The 22149-nt window shown below is 60.8% G+C and carries 19 protein-coding genes; 11 read left to right on the top strand and 8 right to left on the bottom strand.

Going from position 1 to position 22149, the window contains the following annotated elements; all coding sequences use genetic code 11:
• Positions 1 to 5 precede the first annotated feature (5 nt).
• From AB7933_RS24505 to AB7933_RS24480, 6 genes are all read left to right on the top strand, one after another.
• On the top strand, positions 6 to 611 hold the full coding sequence (locus AB7933_RS24505) for a tRNA-uridine aminocarboxypropyltransferase (RefSeq protein ID WP_024076784.1): 606 nt from the start codon (positions 6 to 8) through the stop codon (positions 609 to 611).
• Positions 612 to 842: 231 nt separating this feature from the next.
• Complete coding sequence (gene cysM, locus AB7933_RS24500; protein ID WP_024076783.1) at positions 843 to 1745, top strand: cysteine synthase CysM; 903 nt, start codon at positions 843 to 845, stop codon at positions 1743 to 1745.
• Positions 1745 to 3097 carry a 23S rRNA (uracil(1939)-C(5))-methyltransferase RlmD gene (rlmD, locus tag AB7933_RS24495; RefSeq protein ID WP_024076782.1) on the top strand — a complete coding sequence of 451 codons (1353 nt, stop codon included), beginning with the start codon at positions 1745 to 1747 and terminating at the stop codon, positions 3095 to 3097. Before cysM ends, rlmD begins: the two co-directional genes overlap by 1 nt.
• Positions 3098 to 3220: 123 nt before the next feature.
• Positions 3221 to 5464: a GTP diphosphokinase gene (relA, locus tag AB7933_RS24490; RefSeq protein ID WP_024076781.1), complete on the top strand. Its 2244-nt coding sequence runs from the start codon at positions 3221 to 3223 to the stop codon at positions 5462 to 5464.
• Positions 5465 to 5617: 153 nt separating this feature from the next.
• Positions 5618 to 6451, top strand: coding sequence for a nucleoside triphosphate pyrophosphohydrolase (mazG, locus tag AB7933_RS24485; protein WP_024076780.1), 834 nt, complete (start codon positions 5618 to 5620; stop codon positions 6449 to 6451).
• Positions 6452 to 6476: 25 nt separating this feature from the next.
• Complete coding sequence (locus AB7933_RS24480) at positions 6477 to 7022, top strand: DUF2058 domain-containing protein (RefSeq protein WP_024076779.1); 546 nt, start codon at positions 6477 to 6479, stop codon at positions 7020 to 7022.
• A gap of 65 nt (positions 7023 to 7087) precedes the next feature.
• Here AB7933_RS24480 and AB7933_RS24475 read toward each other — a convergent pair whose 3' ends face one another.
• The 7 genes from AB7933_RS24475 to purM form a co-directional block, all read right to left on the bottom strand.
• On the bottom strand, positions 7088 to 9208 hold the full coding sequence (locus tag AB7933_RS24475) for a TonB-dependent receptor (protein WP_024076778.1): 2121 nt from the start codon (positions 9206 to 9208) through the stop codon (positions 7088 to 7090).
• 11 nt (positions 9209 to 9219) lie between these two features.
• Positions 9220 to 10431: an MFS transporter gene (locus AB7933_RS24470; protein WP_024076777.1), complete on the bottom strand. Its 1212-nt coding sequence runs from the start codon at positions 10429 to 10431 to the stop codon at positions 9220 to 9222.
• Positions 10421 to 12346: an IucA/IucC family protein gene (locus AB7933_RS24465; protein ID WP_024076776.1), complete on the bottom strand. Its 1926-nt coding sequence runs from the start codon at positions 12344 to 12346 to the stop codon at positions 10421 to 10423. Before AB7933_RS24465 ends, AB7933_RS24470 begins: the two co-directional genes overlap by 11 nt.
• 380 nt (positions 12347 to 12726) lie before the next feature.
• A complete protein-coding gene (locus AB7933_RS24460) occupies positions 12727 to 12915 on the bottom strand; it encodes a hypothetical protein (RefSeq protein WP_003175379.1) in 189 nt (62 codons plus the stop codon).
• 384 nt (positions 12916 to 13299) lie between these two features.
• Entirely contained in the window at positions 13300 to 14013 is a 714-nt protein-coding gene (locus AB7933_RS24455) for a DUF3108 domain-containing protein (protein WP_024076775.1), read from the bottom strand.
• Positions 14014 to 14021: 8 nt separating this feature from the next.
• Positions 14022 to 14672: a phosphoribosylglycinamide formyltransferase gene (purN, locus tag AB7933_RS24450; RefSeq protein WP_024076774.1), complete on the bottom strand. Its 651-nt coding sequence runs from the start codon at positions 14670 to 14672 to the stop codon at positions 14022 to 14024.
• Positions 14672 to 15730 carry a phosphoribosylformylglycinamidine cyclo-ligase gene (purM, locus tag AB7933_RS24445; RefSeq protein ID WP_024076773.1) on the bottom strand — a complete coding sequence of 353 codons (1059 nt, stop codon included), beginning with the start codon at positions 15728 to 15730 and terminating at the stop codon, positions 14672 to 14674. Before purM ends, purN begins: the two co-directional genes overlap by 1 nt.
• 356 nt (positions 15731 to 16086) lie before the next feature.
• On the opposite strand from purM, the gene AB7933_RS24440 reads away from it, so the two are divergent.
• The 5 genes from AB7933_RS24440 to AB7933_RS24420 all read left to right on the top strand — a co-directional run bounded on the left by AB7933_RS24440 (position 16087) and on the right by AB7933_RS24420 (position 20695).
• The gene (locus AB7933_RS24440) at positions 16087 to 17127 is read left to right on the top strand and encodes a DUF2066 domain-containing protein (protein WP_024076772.1); all 1041 of its coding nucleotides are present in this window, start codon (positions 16087 to 16089) and stop codon (positions 17125 to 17127) included.
• A 54-nt stretch (positions 17128 to 17181) separates the two neighbouring features.
• Entirely contained in the window at positions 17182 to 18255 is a 1074-nt protein-coding gene (locus AB7933_RS24435; RefSeq protein WP_024076771.1) for an AI-2E family transporter, read from the top strand.
• 204 nt (positions 18256 to 18459) lie between these two features.
• Positions 18460 to 19164, top strand: coding sequence for a DnaA regulatory inactivator Hda (hda, locus tag AB7933_RS24430; RefSeq protein WP_024076770.1), 705 nt, complete (start codon positions 18460 to 18462; stop codon positions 19162 to 19164).
• 214 nt (positions 19165 to 19378) lie between these two features.
• Positions 19379 to 20008 (top strand): C40 family peptidase, encoded by a 630-nt coding sequence (locus tag AB7933_RS24425; protein WP_041160993.1) that lies wholly within the window; start codon positions 19379 to 19381, stop codon positions 20006 to 20008.
• Between the two features lie 144 nt (positions 20009 to 20152).
• Entirely contained in the window at positions 20153 to 20695 is a 543-nt protein-coding gene (locus AB7933_RS24420) for a C40 family peptidase (protein ID WP_024076768.1), read from the top strand.
• A 71-nt stretch (positions 20696 to 20766) separates the two neighbouring features.
• On the opposite strand, the gene AB7933_RS24415 is transcribed toward AB7933_RS24420, so the two are convergent.
• A complete protein-coding gene (locus AB7933_RS24415; protein WP_024076767.1) occupies positions 20767 to 22080 on the bottom strand; it encodes a PQQ-dependent sugar dehydrogenase in 1314 nt (437 codons plus the stop codon).
• Positions 22081 to 22149: the final 69 nt, after the last annotated feature.

The raw sequence follows: 22149 nt of genomic DNA, 5'->3' as shown, positions 1-22149 counted from the left end.
GAACCATGTCCCGACCCCAATGTTCCCGCTGTCACAGGCCCGCTGTCCATTGCCTGTGCGCGCTGATCCCCAGCCTCGACAGCCGTACCCGTGTGTTGCTGTTGCAGCATCCGAGCGAGGTCAACCATGCGCTCAATACCGCGCGGCTGGCGGCGTTGGGTTTGAACAATGCGCAACTGGTGGTGGGGGAGGTCTTTGATGATCTGCCGACGCTATTGAACCCGCCAGGCTATCAGGCGCGGCTGTTGTTCCCCGCCGACGACGCCCAGCCGCTGCAAGCCTATGCGCCCGACGATCAGCCGCTGTTGCTGGTGGTGCCCGATGGCACCTGGCGCAAGGCGCGCAAACTGCTGCACCTCAACCCTTTATTGGCGGCGTTGCCCCGGGTGGCCCTGGCCGAGGGTGGCGTGTCGCGTTATCGGCTGCGCAAGGCGCCGGGGCCGGGGGCATTGTCGACGGTCGAAGCGATCGTGCAGGCGTTGCAAGTGCTGGAGGCGCCGGTTTCGTTTGAGCCGTTGCTCAAGCCGTTTGATGCATTGATCGAAGGGCAGATTGCGGCGATGGGAGAGGAGGTCTTTCAGAAAAATCATGGCGACGGGTATTTGGGCTAGGCGGGTTATCGAGGTGCGGCTATCGGGGGCAAGCCCCCTCCCACATTCGACCGCATTCTCATGCTGGAACTCGGTCCAGTGTGGGAGGGGGCTTGCCCCCGATAGCGTCCACCCAGCCGCCACCTCCCTCGCTTATTCCTATAAGCCATAAGCACCACACTTTGCGTGATATGGCGCGCCTGGCTTTCCCGGTATGATGTTCGCCCCCGCAGTCTGGATTGCGAATACGCCATGACCTTGCAGTACCCTACAATCGCCGATTGCGTCGGCAATACGCCCCTGGTCCGCTTGCAACGCATGGCGGGTGAAACCAGCAATACCCTGTTGCTCAAGCTCGAAGGGAACAACCCGGCTGGTTCGGTCAAGGACCGCCCGGCGTTGTCGATGATCACTCGCGCCGAGCTGCGCGGGCAGATCAAGCCGGGCGATACCCTGATCGAAGCCACCTCGGGTAACACCGGGATTGCCCTGGCCATGGCCGCGGCGATCAAGGGCTACAAAATGGTGCTGATCATGCCCGACAACGGCAGCGCCGAGCGCAAGGCGGCGATGACCGCCTATGGCGCCGAGCTGGTGCTGGTCACCCAGGAAGAAGGCATGGAAGGTGCCCGCGACCTTGCCGAGCGCATGGCCGCCGAAGGCCGTGGCCAGGTACTGGACCAGTTCGCCAACGGTGATAACCCCGAAGCGCACTACACCACCACCGGCCCGGAAATCTGGCGCCAGACCCAAGGCACGATTACCCATTTCGTCAGTTCCATGGGCACTACCGGCACCATCATGGGCAACTCGCGCTACCTCAAGGAGCAGAATCCTGCGATCCAGATCATCGGCCTGCAACCGATGGAAGGCGCGGCGATCCCCGGTATCCGGCGCTGGCCCGAGGAGTATCTGCCGAAGATCTACAACGCCTCGCGGGTGGATCGCATCATCGACATGGCCCAGCGTGAAGCCGAAGACACCACCCGTCGCCTGGCCCGTGAAGAAGGTATCTTCTGCGGCGTGTCGTCCGGTGGGGCCGTGGCTGGCATGCTGCGCCTGTCCAAGGAAGTGGAAAACGCGGTGATCGTCGCGATCATCTGTGACCGAGGCGACCGTTACTTGTCGACCGGCATTTTCGACGAACCCAACTGATGGCCAAGCACGAGAGAGGCCTGCGCTTCCAACCGACGGGCGGCAGCCGGGCCCCGCAGATTCCTGTAGGCAAGAAGCAGCGCCTGACCATCGAGCGCCTGGCCAATGATGGCCGTGGCATCGTGTTCTTTGAGGGGCGCACCTGGTTCGTCAACGGCGCGTTGGCCGGCGAAGAGGTGGAAGCGCGGGTGCTGGGCGCCCACGGTAAGGTGGTCGAGGCGCGTACCGAGCGGGTGTTCAAGGCCAGCGAATTACGCCGCCCGGCACCGTGCGCGCACTTTGGCCGCTGCGGCGGTTGCAGCGTGCAGCACTTGCCCCATGACGAACAACTCGCCCTGAAACAGCGCATGCTCGCCGAGCAACTGTCCCGTGTGGCCGGTGTCGAACCGCAAGAATGGGCCGCGCCGTTGAGCGGGCCGGAGTTTGGCTATCGGCGTCGCGCCCGAGTGGCCGTGCGTTGGGATGCCAAGGCCAGGAAACTGGAAGTCGGTTTCCGCGCCGTGGCCAGCCAGGACATTGTCGCCATCGACGATTGCCCGGTGCTGGTACAGGCCTTGCAACCGATCATGCAGCGTCTGCCGAACATGCTGCGTCGCTTGAGCAAGCCTCAGGCATTGGGGCATGTGGAGGTGTTCAGCGGGTCGTCCAGCGCCGTGTTGCTGCGGCATATGGCGCCGTTGTCGGATGCGGACCTGCTGATCCTGAAAGAATTTTGTAACTTCCATGAAGCCCAGTTGTGGCTGCATGGCGAAGGCCAGCCGGAGCCTGTCGAGCCTGATCAGTCGCTGGGTTTTCGATTGGACGCATGGGACTTGGAGTTGGCGTACCGACCAGGGGATTTTGTCCAGGTCAACGCCGGGGTCAACGAGGCGATGGTTGCCCAGGCCCTGAACTGGCTGGCACCACAACCCGATGAGCGGGTGCTGGACCTGTTTTGCGGCCTGGGCAACTTCGCCCTGCCGCTGGCGAAACAGGTGCGCGAAGTGGTGGCGGTGGAAGGCGTGCAGGCCATGGTGGACCGGGCTGCACGGAACGCCATCAGCAACAATTTGCATAATGTGCAGTTTTTTCAGGCCGATTTGTCCCAGCCTTTGAATGACGTGGAATGGGCCAAACAGGGCTTTTCTGCGGTACTCTTGGACCCACCCCGCGATGGTGCCCTGGAGGTTGTGCGCAAGCTCGCCACCCTGGGGGCCAAGCGCCTGGTGTATGTGTCCTGTAACCCGGCGACGCTGGCGCGGGACACGGTTGAGCTGGTCAAGCAAGGCTACCGGCTAAAACGTGCCGGGATCCTCGACATGTTTCCGCAGACAGCGCATGTCGAGGCCATGGCGTTATTTGAAGCGGGCTAGGATGCCCGTTTAATCCGACTGGCCTGCGATCTCCAAGGCCTATGACCTGCCACGGAGTTCGCAGTAAAAAGGTCGGCGATGATTCTGGCGCATCGAAGGTGCGTCGTAGGGAAGGTAAGCAAGATGGTACAGGTGAGAGCACACCAGCCGATCAACACCGACGGCAGTATCAATCTCGAGGCATGGCTGGATCATGCCGTCAGTGTCGACCCGGCACTGGACCGTGAAGCCTTGAAAGCAGCCTGCGAGTTCGCTCGTGAGTCTGAACAGCAAGACAATGCGGCCAAGAACCTGTGGGCGGAGGGCACTTCCAGCTTTCGTACCGGGTTGGAAATCGCTGAGATCCTCGCCGATCTCAAGCTGGACCAGGATTCGCTGATCGCCGCCGTGCTCTATCGCGGCGTGCGTGAAGGGCACATCCCGTTGGCTACCGTTGGCCAGCGCTTTGGTTCGGTGGTGGCCAAGCTGATCGACGGCGTGCTGCGCATGGCCGCCATCAGTGCCAGCCTCAGCCCGCGCCAATCGATGGTGCTGGGCACCCAGGGCCAGGTGGAAAACCTGCGCAAGATGCTGGTGGCGATGGTCGACGACGTGCGTGTCGCGCTGATCAAGCTGGCCGAACGTACCTGCGCGATCCGTGCGGTGAAGACCGCTGATGACGAGAAGCGCAACCGCGTCGCCCGCGAAGTCTTCGACATCTACGCGCCCCTGGCCCACCGCCTGGGTATCGGCCATATCAAGTGGGAGCTGGAGGATTTGTCCTTTCGCTACCTTGAGCCCGACCAATACAAACAAATTGCTACCCTGCTGCATGAGCGGCGGCTCGACCGTGAGCGCTTCATCACCGACGTAATGGGCCAATTGCGGGCCGAGTTGCAGGCCACGGGTGTGGATGCCGACATCAGTGGCCGCGCCAAGCATATCTATTCGATCTGGCGCAAAATGCAGCGCAAGGGCCTGGCCTTCAGCCAGATCTACGATGTGCGTGCAGTGCGCGTGCTGGTGCCGGAAATGCGCGATTGCTACACCGCGCTGGGGATCGTCCACACCCTGTGGCGGCACATCCCCAAGGAATTCGACGACTACATCGCCAACCCCAAGGAAAACGGTTATCGCTCGCTGCATACGGCGGTGATTGGTCCCGAGGGCAAGGTGCTGGAAGTGCAGATCCGCACCCACGCCATGCACGAAGAGGCAGAGCTGGGTGTGTGCGCGCATTGGCGCTACAAGGGCACCGACGTCAAGGCCGGGTCCAACCAGTACGAGGAGAAAATCTCCTGGCTGCGCCAAGTGCTGGAGTGGCACGAAGAACTCGGCGATATCGGCGGCCTGGCCGAACAGCTGCGCGTGGATATCGAGCCGGACCGGGTCTATATCTTCACCCCCGACGGCCACGCCATTGACTTGCCCAAAGGCGCCACGCCGCTGGACTTTGCCTACCGCGTACACACCGAAATCGGCCACAACTGCCGTGGCGCCAAGATCAACGGGCGCATCGTACCGCTCAACTACAGCCTGCAGACCGGTGAACAGGTCGAGATCATCACCAGCAAGCACGGTACGCCGAGCCGCGACTGGCTGAACCCGAACCTGGGCTACATCACCACGTCGCGGGCGCGGGCGAAGATCGTCCACTGGTTCAAATTGCAGGCGCGCGACCAGAACGTCGCCGCCGGCAAGACCCTGCTCGAACGTGAATTGGCGCGCCTCGGCCTGCCCCAGGTGGACTTCGACAAGCTGGCCGAGAAGGCCAACATGAAGGTCGCCGAAGACATGTTCGCCGCCCTCGGTGCCGGCGACCTGCGCCTGGCGCAACTGGTCAACCTGGCCCAGCAGTTGGTGGAGCCGGAGCGTGGCAACGAGCAACTGGAACTCATCCCGCGCAAGGCCACCGGCTACAAGCCTGGCAAGCGCGGCGATATCCAGATCCAGGGCGTGGGCAACCTGCTGACGCAAATTGCCGGTTGCTGCCAGCCTCTGCCGGGTGACGCCATCGTCGGCTACATCACCCAGGGCCGTGGCGTGAGCATTCACCGCCAGGACTGCGCTTCGGTGCTGCAACTGGGTGGGCGCGAGCCGGAGCGGATTATCCAGGTCAGTTGGGGCCCGGTGCCGGTGCTCACCTACCCGGTGGACATCATCATCCGCGCCTACGACCGTTCCGGTTTGCTGCGTGACGTCTCGCAAGTGCTGCTCAACGAGCGGATCAACGTGCTGGCGGTCAACACCCGCTCGAATAAAGAGGACAACACGGCGTTGATGTCCCTGACCATCGAGATCCCGGGGCTGGACGCGTTGGGGCGGTTGCTGGGGCGGATTTCCCAGTTGCCGAACATCATTGAGACGCGGCGCAACCGTACCCCATGAACGTCTGGATGAACACAGTCTGAAATGTGGGAGGGAGCTTGCCCCCGAAAGCGGAGTGTCAGGTACCAGATTCTTGGTTGACCCACCGCAATCGGGGGCAAGCCCCCTCCCACATTTGATCGGCGGTGTTCATACCTGATCGGAAATAGAATGATGTATTCACTTGAAGACCTGCTGCACCTGATGAGCCGCCTGCGAGACCCGCAATACGGGTGCCCGTGGGATATCAAGCAAACCTACGCCACCATTGTCCCGCACACCCTGGAAGAGGCCTACGAAGTGGCCGACGCCATCGAGCGCGGCGATTTCGATCATCTGCAAGGTGAGTTGGGCGACCTGTTGTTCCAGGTGGTGTATTACAGCCAACTGGCGCGGGAAGAGGGGCGCTTCGAATTTGCCGGGGTGATCGACAGCATCACGCGCAAGCTGATTCGCCGTCATCCCCATGTGTTCCCGACCGGCGATCTGTATGCGCCACTGGATATTCCTCAACTGAGCGAAGAACAGGTAAAGGAACGCTGGGAGCAGATCAAGGCCGAGGAGCGTGCGGAAAAATCCGACGCGCCAGAGCAACTGTCCTTACTCGACGATGTGCCGACGGCCTTGCCGTCCTTGTCCCGTGCCGCCAAATTGCAGAAGCGCGCCAGCCAGGTCGGTTTCGACTGGCCGGCGGCCTTGCCGGTGGTGGATAACGTGCGCGAAGAGTTGGACGAAGTGCTCGAAGCCATGGCCGATAACGATCCGGTGGCCATCGCCGATGAAGTCGGTGACCTGCTGTTTGCGGCGGTCAACCTGGCTCGTCACCTCAAGGTCGACCCGGAAACCGCCTTGCGCGGCGCCAATGCCAAATTCGAGCGACGTTTCCGATTTATCGAACAGGCATTGCGCGATACGCGCCAATCCATGGAAGATTGCACCCTCGAAGAGTTGGACGCCCTGTGGGGCGAAGCCAAACGCCAGGAAAAGAACGTGTCCAGCTGCGGTTGAGCAGTTGCCTAAGTGAGTAAGCACCATGAGCCTTTCCCTTCGCGACCAGTTGCTTAAAGCAGGTCTGGTCAACCAAAAGCAGGCCAAGCAGGTCGGCAAAGAGAAACAGAAACAGCAGCGCCTGGTCCACAAGGGGCAGGCCGAGGCCGATGACACCCAGGCGCGCCTGGCCCAGGAAGCGATGGCCGAGAAGGTCAAGCGTGACCAGGAGTTGAACCGTCAGCAACAGGAAAAAGCCGAGGCCAAGGCCCGTACGGCCCAGGTCAAGCAACTGATCGAGACCTCGCGCCTGCCCAAGCTGACCACCGAGGACTACTACAACTTCGTGGATGACAAGAAGGTCAAGCGCCTGTCGGTCAATACGTTGATGCGCAACAAGCTGAGCAACGGTTCCCTGGCGATCGTGCATCACGGTGGCGGCTACGAGGTGATCCCGCGCGAAGCGGCGCTGAAGATCCAGGAGCGCGCGCCGGAGCGTATCGTGCAGCTCAATATCCTCACCGAAAGCCAGGTGCCGGACGAGGACGATCCGTATGCGGCCTATCAGATTCCTGACGATCTGATGTGGTAAGGCAGTAAAACAACAAACCCCGCTCAAAAGGCGGGGTTTGTGTTTTAGCGCGCAGCGTCAGGTGGTTACCAATCCACGGCGTAACTCATGCTGAAGGTGCGACCCTCGGCATTCGGGTAAGGCGCGCGGGCGTTGGCCTGGGCGAACATGTTCTGGTAGTTGCGGTTGCTGAGGTTGTACACCGCACCTTCCAGGCGACCCACCGGCAGTCTCACGGAACCCAACAGGTCGACCAGCGTGTAGCCTTGGATATCGCGGCCGTTGTTGTCTTTGAACGCCGCGTCGTAGTCGGCCAGGCGCATGCCTTGCAAGCGCACGCTGTAGTCGCCGCGGTCATAGCCAACAAAGGCCGTCGTCTTGGCGGGGGCAATACGTGTCGCCGGCAAGTCGATCCATTGTCCGTTCTGGCGGGTTTCGCCTTTGGCGTAAGCGTAAGTCCCACCCACCGACCATTGATCGGTGACGTTGTACGTCAGGCTGGTTTCGATGCCGCGCACGCGCTCTTTCTGGTTCACCAGGCGCAACACACGATCATTGGCATCGTAGAACTGAGTGACATCCGAGGTGTTTTCATACGCGGTGACGTTCGCCAGCCACTTGTCCCAATTCCCACGCCAGCCCAGCTCGTAGCTGTCGACCTTCAGGGCCTGGGCATTCAGTTTTTGAATGTCGTAAGTGCTGCTGACGTCGCGCAGGAAGCGCTGGATGTCCGGCAGGGAAAAGCCCTGGCTGAAGTTGACGAATACATCCTGGTTTTCGCTCAGGTGGTACACCGCCCCGAGGTTGTAGAGGGTGTCATCGTATTTGAGAGTGCCCCCTGGCAGGGTCGCGCGATTACCGGTCTGGACGATTTCGCCGTATGCAATGCTGTCGGCAATGTCGCTTTCGATCCACTCGCGACGTACACCGCCACGCAGGGTCCAGTCATCGATGTCGTAGGACAGTTGGCCAAAAATAGCTTTGGTGGTGGTCTGGATGTCCGGCCCCAGTTCGAACGTGGTACCGGTCTTGGTGTAGGTGAGGCCGTTGACCCGGTACTGGTCCCCACGCTGACGTGAGGTTTCATGATCATAATCGGCACCCCACACCAGGTTGCCGGTCGCCGTGCCAATGTCCGGCATTGGCGTGTCGATGGCCGCTCGCAGGCCGTAAACATCTTGCACGCTGTTGTTGTCGGACACGCCCGCGCGGCCCCTGGACAGGTCGGGGAAGAACAGCGCGTCGGCACGCCGCCAATAACTTTCGACCTGCAGGCTTTGGCCGTAGAAATCCTGATCGGCGTAATTGAGGTTTACTGCCTGGTTGTGGGTGAACGGTTGATCGTCCAGGTCCAGGCCTTTTACCGCGACTGCGGTGTTGGTGACGCGTGGATTCTTGGTGTAACGCGTGTCTTGTTCGTCCTTGTAGTCTTGCAGGGACAGCGTGATTTTCTTGTCGTCATCCAGCTCGTAGCCGAAGCGACCTTGCAGGTCGTAGGTGTCGGTGTCCATGTTGCTGCCCTGGGACGTGTCCTGGGGAATGCGCTTGCCGTTACCGTCGAACTGGTCGTTGCGTTGCACAGCGTTGGCCGAGAGATACCAATCCACCGGGCCACTGCGGCCCGTGGCGCTTTGGAACGCTTCGTAGGAGAAACCTTTATGGCTGAAGTTGTTGCCGGTGGTCATGCCGATCTTGCTGCTCAACGCCAGCTCTTCACCTTTGTTGCGCTTGGTGATGATGTTGATGATGCCGCCTGACGCGCCCGCACCGTAGACACTGCTGGCACCGGAAATGACTTCGATACGCTCGATGCTTTCCGGCGCGACGCTGTTGAGCTGGCGGAAGTTGTCACGTGTGGCGTTCTGGGATACCCCGTCGATCAGGATCAGGGTATTGCGCCCACGAAGCGTCTGGCCGAAGTTGCTCATGCCGCCGCTGGAAGGGGCGATGCCTGGTACCAATTGCCCGAGGATGTCTGCAACCCGGCGACCGGCACCCGCTTGCTGGCGGATCTGCTCTTCGCTGATCACCTGCACCGAGCCTGGAATCGCCGCGATGCTGGTTTCACTGCGGGTGGCCGACACGACCGTGGCCTGCAGTTGCAGGTTGGTGGGTGCGGCTTGCGTACCTTCGCTCTCATCGGCCCAGGCGGGCACGCTTATCGACCCTAGAAGCGGCAGCAGAACTGCCAGTTGCGATTTGTTCATGACCTTGCCTTTCAGTTGTTAGAAGTATTGACAGAAAAACCGGATGTCTCGGGTGTTCGGGTGAACGAACGAATCGCGCGGATGCCCAGGGCGGCCAAGGCGTACGTGAGTGCCACCAGCCAGAAGCTGTGCGCCAGGCCCACGATGCCCATGCCGATACCGCCGATCAGCGCGCCACACAGCGCACCGGCTTTGGCGGCGCTGTTGCCCAGGCCCAGGGCAAAGCCCTGCTGGCTGGGCGCAACGGTGTTGGCGATCAATGTGTAGGCGACTGGCAGCAATGCACCCTGCCAAACGCCCCACAGGAGCCGGCTGGCGAGGAATCCCAGCCATTCGCTGGCCAGTGCCGTAAACGCCAGCGTCAAGGCACAGGACCACGTGACCCACTCGATGATGCGCAGCGTGTGCGCCGGTTGATGGCGGTCGAACAGGCGCCCCCATAACGGTGCGGACAGCGCCAGGGTCAGTGCGCTGGCGGCATAGCTGGCGCCGATCAGCCACGCAGGAGCGTGTAGCACGTCGGCGACGTACAAGGCGTAAAACGGCTGGGGCATCATCTTGGCCGCCTGGATCAACACGATGATTCCCAGCATCGCACCGAGCCAGCCTTTGGGCAGCGCGGTCGGCGTTGCGCTGCGTGTTGGTCGTGATCGTGGTGCGTCGGTGGGCAAGAACAGGCTGATCACCGCGCACAACACGCACACCGCCGTGGCGCTGTAGCACAGCAGTGCAAAGCCCGAGACATCCATCAACCAGCCGCCCAACACCGGTCCGGCCAGCGAGCCCACGGCAGTCGCCGATTGCAGTCGAGCCAGAATGTGCCCGCGCCCGCCGTCGCCGCAGCAGGCCAGTGCATAGGCTTGCGCCGCGGCGATAAAACCGGCCAGTGCCCCTTGCGCGACCCTGATTGCCACGAGCAGCCAAGGATCGAAGGTCACGGCGGCCAGGCCCTGGCACACCGCCAACGCCAGCAACGCCCGGATGATCATTGGCTTGTGCCCGGTGTGGTCACCCAGTCGCCCCCACATGGGGGTCAGGATCATCGCCGCCATCATCGGCCCTGCGTACACCAGCGAGGACAGCAGGCCGGTGTATTGGGCATTGGCGACGCCGAGCAGCTTCTGGATTTGCAGCGGCCAGAAAGGTCCACTCATTTCCATGGCGCCCATCGACACCAACTGAATCACTACCAGCAGCCGCAGTGCGGTGTTGTTAGCCGGCATTGGCGGCGGCGCTCAGCGGGTTCGGCAAACGCCCGACGATATCGGCATGGCTCTCCAGCAGACGCATGCGCATGAACGACTTGGCTGGCCAGTCCTGCTCCAGCAACGCTTTGCGCTCGGTCTCCCAGCGCTGTGGTTCGACCTCGTTGCGCAAGTCGTCGAAGCACTGGCTGACCTGTGTCGACAGTTCGTTCCAGAGCAGCACTTGGGGCACGTCGAAGTGGCGTGCGCTGAGCAACACGAGTTCGCCCAGGTGGCACATGAATACGGTGTGCAGCAGTTTGTCGCGCACGAACCCGGCATCGTCGTACAGGGTCATTTTGGGATCGTGCAGTTCGATGTCCAGGCCATGGGCGTGCAAGGCCTTGCGGTCGATCCGGATATCACCGAAATCACGCAAGAGCAGGCGGCTCAACTGCCCGTCAGCCGCCATGACCATGAAGGAGTTCTGCTGATGAGCTTCGAAGGCCACGCCATAACGTAAATACATGCCCAGCAGCGCCGGTACGGCAATCGCGGCGTAGTCCCGAAAGAACGCGAGCAGGGCAGCTGTGTCGTCCTTGCCTTGGCTCAGTCGCACCCATTGGCGCAGCAGCGGCTGCCCGTGCTGGTCGATCGCGAACAGACTGCCGACCGGCACGGCCATTTCACCCGGTTGGAGCAGGCTCTGGGGGGCGTCACGGTACAGTACGGCCAGGTGGCGGGAGTGTTCATCATTGGCCGGTTGCGGCTTGAAATGCACGCCGATCCGCTCGGGGACGATGCTGAGGATCTGCTGGATCGAAGGCTCGCGCTCGAGGATCGCCAGCAGCAGGTGGCTGATCCGCGGGCCCATGCGCGCCGAACGTGGCGAAACAGTGCGCTGCACACTGGTCAGGCGCAGTGAAACCGGGAGTTTCACCATCGGTGCATCACACCGGCCTTCAGGCAGCACGGTCCTGAACGACATGGTCGGGTGGGCGGTGAACGCAACGATATCGGTCAGCACCAACAACCGGTCTCCAATTTCGTTGGCGAACAATTGCGGTAACTCTTGGCGGGCCTGCCAAGGGTGAGCCGGCAGCGGCAGATAATCGCCAGCCTCAAGGCCTTGAGCGGTCAACTGCGCCGTCAGCTGCCGGGCGGCCTGGGGGAAATGATGTTGCCACCATTGCCAGTAATCCGCGGTGCCCGCCAGCCTTTCCACATGGGCGAATTGGCGATGCAGGGCGCACAGGAACACCGGAAAACGGGCTTCGAATTCCGGTGAGAAATCGATGACCTGGTGGGTATTCAAACCCAGTTTGGTCTTGTAATTGGGGTGCCAGGGATGGCCCAGCGTGCCCCATTGCTCAAGCGTAGAGGTCGGATTGGTCACACTGGGGTCATGCTTGAGGTGGCTCAAAAGGTTGCTTTGGTGCATCGGGTCCATTGCCGCATGGAGCTTGAGTGTCCATTGCTCATGAAAGGCGAGGCACAGCGTATCGTTGACAAAGCTGTCGTCGATTTCGGTGTTGAGGCGGCCCAGGACGTCCGGGTCGGCAGGTGATTCGAGACTGCTGTTGAGCAGCGTCAGTAGCTGCGACGGGAACTGAATATTCCGGTCAGGATGATCATCACGCAGCAGGGTGACCCGGCCACGCACGTCCCAGCTGGCCATGCGGCCGGGGAGCAGGTGATCGAAACGCAGGCGGCTCTGGTCAGGCAGCGCGAGCCAGCAGTGTCCGTGTTCGTCATAGGTGCGGGTGCTGGGGGCCAGCAGGCCTTCACGAAACAGTGCTTGGATCAAACGTTGAAAGCTACGCTCGGCGGCGGGGGCCAGGGCGTTGATCAGAGCGTCGAGGGTGATGTTGTTAGCCTGAAATTGCGGGGTAGCAAGTGCTTCGCTCCAACGTTCAAGCAACAATTGTTCTGGGGTACGGCTGTGTCCGCGCATCAAGTGGAGTTCCCTGTCCGTGAGCCTGAGTGAAAAGCGGCTGAATGTTATCGAGAACTATTACCAATTGTCTATTTATTGTTACCTTTTTGCTGAAAGGTTTATTCAGAGGCTCGGGGGGAGAGGTGGGGCGCGAACGATTCGGGTGGTCAAAAGCACGGCAAGGGGCGTCGAGGCCTGTGTAAAGGGCTGCTTCAACGTTGTGATAGGGGGGGCGGGAGGTGGGCTGGGGCGGCGTGAAATATGTATTTTTCGATACAGTTGTCGAGGCTGAGGCAAAGACGGTCACGATTAAAAACGGCAAACCCCGCTCAATGACGGGGTCTGTCGTGTGTAGACGGCCTGGCTGCGTGGGCCGGCGCCTACTTGATTTCAGTGTTTCAGGAGCTCTGGGCCTGGCGTTTCATTTCAAGCGATTCGAGCTCGTTTTTATAGTTATGAGCGTCGCTCTCGTTGTGAAACATGCCGACCAGCAGGTCTTGTTGGTGGACATCCCAGATGTGAATCCCATGGCCCAGCGCTTCGTGGGACATATGTTCGTCGTCGCGTTCAGTCACTTTTACAGTCATCTGCTTGCTCCAATCTCTGGTTGATCTGCGGCAAGTCGTCGCAGGCCTTTGTTATATGTTTTGTTAGCTTGCTAAGTAAACTGATTTTCCCTGCAACAATTAATTGCAGGAAACGCAACAATCCCGCAGGCCCCGTAAACCGCGACATTGCGTCGCAGGGCGCTGGGTTTTATGACAAAAGTTTCATGTCTGGGTCAGGCTTTGACTGCTTTATTGACCCAGCCGCCCGCCATCGGAGGCAAGCCCCCTCCCACATTTGGAATGCGTTCCCAGTGGGGGAGGGGGGGCGGGCGCTTGCCCCCGATGGCGATAGCGGCCCGGCGTGAAAAGCCAGGCGAAAAAAAGCCCCGCATCAGCGAGGCTCCTTTATTGAACATCAGCTCATCAGCTGCCTTTGACAGACTTGCCGTCAACGGTGCCATCTTGCAGCATGATGTTGTATTCCTTGCCGTCGGTTTCCACCTGGCGCAGGGCGACCAGAAGGCCGCCCCAGTCCTTGGCGAACCACATCTGGGTGATGCGCTTGCTTTGGGTTGGGTCACGCACTCGCTCGACCTTGATCGCGTCGATGGAGCCGGCTTTGGTCTGGACTTTTTCCGGGCCGATCACGCGGAAGTCGTAGGTGTCGACATCGGTGCCTTCAACCACGTTGTAGCTCATGCTTTTCTTGCCGGCAGCGACATCCCGCTGCAGGGCCAACTGGTAGGTCGACTTATCAAGCATGCCGCTTTGCAGGGGCACGTTGACCGGGTCCTTGTTTTCAAAACCGGTGACTTTCTTGGTCGTCTGGTCGAAGTCCAGGTTGATCTTCTTCGCCCTGCCCAAGCCACCCCGTTCGAAGGTGTAGCTCTTGGGTTGCAGGGTGTCCTTGTCAAACAGGATCACGCTGGTCTCGGTCAGGCTGGCGATCATCATGGACGCCTTGAAGTTCAAGGTCCAGGAGCCGTCGCCGTTCTTGGTCAGGCTGCGTTCGGCCGAACCACTCATGGGCAACTGTTTCCAGTCGGCGGTGTAGCTGGCGGAGAACGGGTGTAGGTCTGCCGCTTGCACGGCGGGCAAGGCGAACAGCGCAAAAGCGAAGAGCAAGGCGCGACGCATAAAATCTCCTAGGTTCGAATCAAGTGGCCGCTGGCCGCAAGTAACTGGCCGTCCAATAATGCACCCTGGTCACCAAGAATCAACCGCCCCTCGGCAAACCAGCGAACAGCCAGCGGGTAAATCCTGTGTTCCTGGGTATGAACCCGTTGCGCAAGCGTCTGCGCCGAGTCGTCAGACTCTACCGGAACCACTGCCTGTACGACCAGAGGCCCGCCATCGAGTTCCTCGGTGACAAAGTGCACGCTGCAGCCATGCTCGCTGTCGCCGGCGTCGAGGGCGCGTTGGTGGGTGTGCATACCTTTGTACTTGGGCAGCAGGGAAGGGTGGATATTCAGCAGGCGCCCTGCATAGTGCCGCACGAAGTCAGCGCTGAGGATGCGCATGAAGCCGGCAAGGACCACGAGTTCAGGGTTGAAGGTATCGATCAGTTCGATCAAGGCGCTGTCGAAGGCCTCGCGACCTTCGAAAGCCTTGTGATCCAGGGTGCGGGTTTCAATGCCCGCATCCCTGGCGCGTTGCAGGCCGTAGGCGTCGCTGCGGTTGGAGATCACCGCAGCGATGCGCACCGGGCTATCGCCGGTACGCGTGCTGTCGATCAGGGCCTGCAAGTTACTGCCGGTGCCGGAAAGCAGCACCACGACATCACAGGTCTGGGACATCAGTGAGCCTTGAGGTTCTTCAGTTCAACCTGCGCAGCGCCTTCAGGGGCGGTGGCGATCTGGCCGATGACCCAAGGCTGCTCGCCCGCTTCACGCAGAACGTTCAGCGCGGTTTCAACGTGCTCTTGCGCCACGCAGATCACCATGCCGACGCCGCAGTTCAGTACGCGGTGCATTTCGGTTTCATTGACGTTGCCTTTCTCTTGCAGCCAGTCGAAGACCGCCGGACGCTGCCAGCTGGCCACGTCGACAATCGCCTGGGCGCCTTTGGGCAGTACGCGCGGGATGTTGTCCAGCAGGCCGCCACCGGTGATGTGGGCCATGGCCTTGACCGCGCCGGTGTCCTTGATCAGCTTGAGCAGTGGCTTGACGTAGATGCGTGTCGGAGCCATCAGCAGGTCGGTCAGCGGTTTGCCGTCGAGCTGGATGTTCTCGATGTCGGCGCCGGACACTTCGATGATCTTGCGGATCAGCGAGTAGCCGTTGGAGTGCGGGCCGGACGATGGCAGGGCGAGCAGGGCGTCGCCGGCAGCCACTTTGGAGCCGTCGATGATCTCGGCCTTTTCTACCACGCCAACGCAGAAGCCGGCCAGGTCGTAGTCTTCGCCTTCGTACATGCCCGGCATTTCAGCGGTTTCGCCGCCGACCAGGGAGCAACCTGACAGTTCGCAGCCGGCGCCGATACCGGTCACCACTTGTGCAGCGGTGTCTACGTTCAGCTTGCCAGTGGCATAGTAGTCGAGGAAGAACAGCGGTTCGGCGCCGCACACCACCAGGTCGTTGACGCACATGGCGACCAGGTCGATGCCGATGGTGTCGTGCTTGTTCAGGTTCAGTGCCAGGCGCAGCTTGGTGCCCACGCCGTCAGTGCCGGAGACCAGCACGGGCTGCTTGTAGCCGGCCGGGATCTCGCAGAGGGCGCCAAAACCGCCCAGGCCGCCCATGACTTCGGGGCGCGCAGTGCGCTTGGCGACGCTCTTGATGCGTTCGACCAATGCTTCACCGGCGTCGATGTCTACACCGGCGTCCTTGTAGCTCAGGGAGGGTTGCTTGCTCATGATCCAGGCCTTTAGGGGGGATTCAGGGGTAACGACCGAGCTGGCGAAGGCTTTCATGAAGAGGCCCAGCCGTTGACGGTCTGCGAAGGCGCGCGATTTTATCAGGCTTGAGGGGCAGCGGCCATCCTCGGGCCGACGGGCAGGGCCACATAGATAAAAAAAGCGGGTTAAAAAAATGCTAACCGCGCCTGCCCAGGCACGTATTAAGGTATAGCCTTTAACTCGCTATCGTTATGACAGTACGAAAACTTACCGAGACTCCGTGAATGTTTTACCGGTCGCTGTGGTCACAGCCTTGGGAAACCGGGTTCGCGCGGTCTGTTCCAGCCGCTAAATTTGTCGTTCGGGAATCTTCCATGCGTCTGTGTAAATTCTTTTTTGTAGGCTGCCTGTCATTGGCCAGCCTGGCGAGTCATGCCGAAACCCTCAATGGCCTGTATCAAGTACTTGAACCGGTCAGCAGTCAGTCCCCGCAAGAGCGTGACCAGGCGACCCAGCGCGCCGTGCAGACCTTGGTCATCCGCCTCACCGGTGATGCCAAGGCCGCCGACGGCCCGAGCCTGGCGGCGGTGCGCAAGGACCCGCAGCAAATCATCAGCCAGTATGGCTACGACGCCGGCCCACCGGAAAGCCTGCAAGTGGATTTCGACCCGGTCAGCACTGATCGCGCCTTGCGTGAAGCCGGCCTGCCGATCTGGGGCAGCAACCGGCCATCGATCCTCGGCTGGTGGTTGAACGACTCCACCGACGGCAGCAGCCTGGTGGGCGATGGTCAGGCCGTCGCCCAAGCGCTACGCCGTGCGGCCCAACATCGTGGCTTGCCATTGCGCCTGCCGCTGGGCGATCTGGATGAGCAGGTCGTCGCCACTGCGCCGAATCTCGAAAGTGCCGATGCCACCCCCCTGCGCGCGGCCTCCGAACGCTATGGCGCCGACGCTTTGCTGGCGGTGCATGCGCGTCAGGACGGCAACCAGTGGCAAGCCAAATGGCGCCTGTGGCTGGGCGACAAGAGCGAGCAGGGCACCGCGCAAGGGGCCGATACCGCCGCCGTCGCCGATGCCGTGATGCTGGCCGTGAGCCAAAAACTGGCTCCACGCTTTGCGGTCAAGCCGGGTGTCAGCACAGAACAATTGTTGGAAGTGCAGGGAATGAACCTGGAGCGGTATGCCGCCCTGGGGCATCTGCTGGAGCCGTTCGGCGGCCAGCCGCAGCTCGTTGACGGCAATCGTATTGTGTATCGCGTCAACGGCAGCGCCGATCAATTGCGTACCCAGTTGAGCCTGGCCAAGTTGCAGGAGATTCCTGCTGGAGAGTCGCCGGTTCAGCAGCCCGTGGCAGATGGTACCCGGCCGGCTGTGGCAGCCCAGCCTCAGGCGCAACTGCGTTTTCGTTGGTAAATGTTCTTCCTGCTCTATATAGAAGCAGGAAGCAAATGACAGATGGAGTGGTTTATGGCGGATGCGCGTCGTTGGGTGTGGCTTGGCGGGATCGTCCTGCTGTGCGTTTTTGTGTTCCTGCTGCATTCGATCCTGACGCCTTTCCTGGTGGCGTTATTGCTCGCTTACCTGTTCGATCCGGTGGTGGATCGCCTGGAGAAAGCCGGGCTGTCACGCACCTTGGGCGTGGTAGCGGTGTTTGCGCTGTTTACGTTGATCATTACCGCGCTGGTGTTGGTGCTGGTGCCGATGCTGGCCAAGCAACTGTTTCGCCTTTATGAGTTGGCGCCGCAGATGCTCGACTGGCTGCAGCACACGGCGATGCCGTGGGCCCAGGCCAAGCTCGGCCTGGCGGATGGCTTCTGGAAGTTCGACAAGGTCAAGGCGGCGATCAGCGAGCATATGGGCCAGACCACCGATATCGTCGGTGTCGTGCTCAGCCAGGCGACGGCTTCCAGCTTGGCGCTGATCGGCTGGCTGACCAACCTGGTGTTGATCCCGGTGGTGGCGTTCTACCTGTTGCGGGACTGGGACATCATGATGGCCAAGATCCGCAGCCTGCTGCCGCGCGACCGCGAGGAGCGCATTGTGTCCCTGGCCGGGGAGTGCCACGAGGTGCTTGGCGCGTTCGTGCGTGGCCAGTTACTGGTGATGCTGGCCCTGGGGGTTATCTACGCCGCCGGATTGATGGCGATCGGCCTGGAGCTGGGCCTGTTGATCGGCTTGATCGCCGGGCTCGCCGCGATCGTGCCCTACATGGGCTTCGTGATTGGTATCGGCGCGGCGCTGGTGGCCGGGTTGTTCCAGTTTGGCGGCGATTTGTACCCGATGCTGGGGATTGTCGCGGTATTCATGGTCGGCCAGGCCCTGGAAGGCATGGTGCTCACGCCGCTGCTGGTGGGGGACCGTATCGGCCTGCACCCGGTGGCGGTGATCTTTGCGATCCTGGCGGGCGGTGAGTTGTTCGGTTTTACCGGCATCCTGCTGGCGTTGCCGGTGGCGGCGGTGATCATGGTCCTGGTGCGCCATCTGCATGATCTGTACAAGGATTCGGATGTGTATACGGGTGTCGAAGACCCCGAGTTGTAATTGCAGTGTCACAAACCCGGTCGATGGCCGGGTTTGTTGTTTCTGGCGCCTGCGTGTCAAATATTCCGCTTGAATCCAGCAAGTTAACGCAAACCTTTGATTTTGCTTGTGGTCTGTTGCATTGTGCGCCCGGCGTCACGGGTATAAACTTTGCAAACTTTACACAGAGGCCACTAACGGTTCGATTGGAGCCGTTCAGTCAGCATGAAACCGATTCAGCTGCCCCTAGGTGTGCGTCTGCGTGATGACGCCACCTTTATCAATTACTACCCAGGCGCCAATGCCGCTGCACTCGGCTATGTCGAGCGGCTCTGCGAAGCCGACGCCGGGTGGACTGAAAGCCTGATCTATCTGTGGGGCAAGCATGGCGTGGGGCGGACCCACCTGTTGCAAGCCGCATGCCTGCGCTTCGAGCAAATGGGCGAGCCGGCGGTTTACCTGCCCTTGGCCGAGTTGATGGACCGCGGTATCACGATATTCGACAACCTTGAGCAGTATGAGCTGGTGTGCCTGGATGACCTGCAGGCGGTTGCCGGCAAAGCTGATTGGGAAGAGGCGCTGTTTCATCTGTTCAACCGCCTGCGCGACAGCGGCCGCCGCCTGCTGATTGCCGCGTCCACCTCGCCCCGTGAGCTACCGGTCAAGCTGGCCGACCTGAAATCGCGCCTGACCCTGGCACTGATCTTCCAGATGCGCCCCCTGTCCGACGAAGACAAGTTGCGAGCCCTGCAATTGCGCGCGTCCCGTCGCGGCCTGCACCTGACCGATGAGGTGGGGCACTTTATCCTCACCCGTGGCACGCGCAGCATGAGCGCATTGTTCGATCTGCTCGAACAGCTCGACCAGGCCTCTTTGCAGGCCCAGCGCAAGCTGACCATTCCCTTCCTGAAAGAAACCCTCGGCTGGTAGTCAGCCCTTGTTTTTTCGGGGCTTTCGGCAAATTCCAGGCGCCAGAAAACCTGCGTTTTGGCCGGTTTGGCCACGCAAAAGGCACGTATAGGGTATTAAGGGCTTAGATGTCATGGCGCAAACAGTAAGTCACATAGAGCGCGATTGAATTTGCAAATCGATGTGATAGAGGGCATAGTCTCGACTTCTTTACACATCAGCCACGGTCGTGCCCATGCTAAATCGCTTCGCACCCCTCGTGCCTCTCGCACTCGTTACCCTGTTGTTTGGTTGCGCCTCCCACCCTCAACAAGTGGCTGAGCAGCACAAAACCCAACAGCAATCCCAGGCAAAATTTGTTGCTGCACAGTCTTCTACCGTTTACGAAGAAGAAGTGGCAACCGAGAAGGAATTGGCCGACTTTGCCGGCAACAAGCCTTATCAGCTGCCCGTGCTGGCCGACAGCATCCTCGAACGCGGCATGTCCCTGATCGGTACCCGTTACCGTTTCGGCGGTACCTCTGAAGCCGGTTTCGACTGCAGCGGTTTCATCGGCTACCTGTTTCGTGAAGAAGCTGGCATGAACCTGCCACGCTCCACTCGCGAAATGATCAACGTGAAAGCACCGTTGGTCGCGCGCAACAACCTCAAGCCCGGTGATCTGCTTTTCTTCAGTACGGCAGGTCGTGGTCGTGTCAGTCACGCCGGTATCTACCTGGGCGATAACCAGTTTATCCACTCCAGCAGCCGTCGCAGTGGCGGTGTTCGAGTCGACAACCTGGGTGACAGCTACTGGAGCAAAACCTTTATCGAAGCCAAGCGCGCACTCGCCATGGCCCCGACAACGGTTACCGCTAGCAAGTAAAGTTAAAGTGATACTTGAAGTTTGACGTGTAAGCGCTAGAATCCCTGGATATTGTTGTAATCCGTTCGCGCAAGCTTTGCTTGCGCGTTCTGGTTTTCAGCGTTCGGCAGCGAAAGCCGCATCCAGACCAGGATTGTTCTGCACATGTCGACCTCGGCCCGCCTGATTCTTATTGTTTGCGCCGCGCTCCTCAGCGCCTGCGCAAGCCGCACACCGCCACCCGCTCACGTAGCGGCCAAGCCTAAGCCGGTGTTCAACTATTCCAGCCAAAGTTTCTCGCCTGCTGCTGAAGATGTGCTCTTCCGCGCGCTGGGCCTGGTCGGCACGCCTTACCGATGGGGCGGCAATACGCCGGATTCGGGTTTTGATTGCAGTGGCTTGATCGGCTTCGTCTACCGCGATGCCGCTGGCATCTCCCTGCCGCGCACCACTCGCGAATTGATCGTGATGCGCGCCCAGGATGTCAGCGAAGAAAACCTGCAGACCGGTGACTTGCTGTTCTTCGCCACCGGTGGTGGATCACAGGTCAGTCATGCCGGGATCTATGTAGGCGAAGGGCGCTTTGTGCATGCGCCACAAACGGGCGGTACGGTGAAGCTGGACACCTTGTCCAAAGCCTATTGGCAGAACGCCTACCTGAGTGCCAAGCGCGTGTTGCCGGCTGAGCACTTGGCCCGCAATCCCTAAGCCAGAAACCGAACCCAATGTGGGAGGCAGCAAGCTCCCTCCCATATTTTTTGTGGTGGTCTTGAGAAAAGTTACTTAACTGCAGACACCCGCCACACCTTATTCCCCACATCATCCGCCACCAGCAGGTCCCCCTGCTGATCGATCACCACACCCACCGGCCGGCCCATAGCGTTCTCATCCTTGTCGAGGAACCCGGTCAGCACGTCCACTGGCTGCCCCTTGGGTTTGCCACCTTCGAACGGCACAAAGATCACCTTGTAGCCACTGTGCGGCTTGCGGTTCCATGACCCGTGCTGGCCGATAAAGGCGCCGTTGACGAACGGTGCAGGTAATTTGCTGCCTTCGGCGAAGGTCAGCCCCAGCGAAGCGGTATGCGGGCCGACGGCGTAGTCTGGCGCGACCGCCTTGGCGACCAGGGCCGGGTCCTGTGGTGTGACACGCACATCCACATGTTGCCCGTAGTAGCTGAATGGCCAGCCATAAAACGCGCCATCCTTGACCGAGGTGATGTAGTCCGGCACCAGGTCGCTGCCGATCTCATCGCGCTCGTTGACCGCGGTCCACAGCTTGCCGCTCTGCGGTTCCCAGGCCATGCCGTTGGGGTTGCGCAGGCCCGAAGTGAAAATCCGGTGCTGGCCACTGGCGCGATCGACTTCCCAGATCGCCGCCCGACCTTGTTCCGCTTCCAGGCCGTTCTCGCCGACGTTGCTGTTGGAACCGACGCTCACATACAACTTGCTGCCGTCCTTGCTGGCCACCACGTTTTTCGTCCAGTGGTGGTTGATGCTGCCGCCCGGCAGGTCGACCACCGTGGTGCCGGCCTGCGTGATTGCGGTTTCGCCCGGTTGATAGGGAAAGCGCAGCAGCTTGTCTGAGTCGGCCACGTAGAGGTCGTTGCCCACCAGGGTCATGCCGAACGGCGAGTTGAGATTCTCCAGGAAGACCGTGCGGGTCTCGGCGACGCCATCGTGATCGGCATCGCGCAGCAAGGTGATGCGGTTCGGGCTGGGCACACCGGCACCGGCGCGGCCCATGACCTTTTCCATTACCCAGCCGCGAATACCCTTGGCGTCGTCCGGCTTGGGCGGCGCATTGGTTTCGGCCACCAACACATCGCCATTGGGTAGCACATACAGCCAGCGAGGGTGATCCAGGCCTTCGGCGAACGCTGTCACCTGGGTGCCCGCGGCGGCGGTTGGCTTCATGCCAGCAGGCCAGCCAATGGCTGGGGCGATATTCACGGTGGGGATCAGGGTCTTGTTGGGCTCTGGCAGTTGGGGCGAAGGGCCGGTGCCATCCGATACCTTCAAGGTCGAGCTTTCTCCGCAGGCAGCGAGGGTGCCTGCGACCATGATCAGTAGGGTGAGTCTTGTTTTATGCATGGTTTTCTCCTGAATGCCTGTAAGGGTAGAGGAGTGCTGCGGCACGATGGTTCAAGTGCAAGGCCAGCT

This window comes from Pseudomonas gorinensis, assembly GCF_042015035.1.
GTDB classification, from domain to species: Bacteria; Pseudomonadota; Gammaproteobacteria; order Pseudomonadales; family Pseudomonadaceae; genus Aquipseudomonas; species Aquipseudomonas gorinensis.
This window is presented reverse-complemented; position numbering and strand designations above follow the sequence as displayed.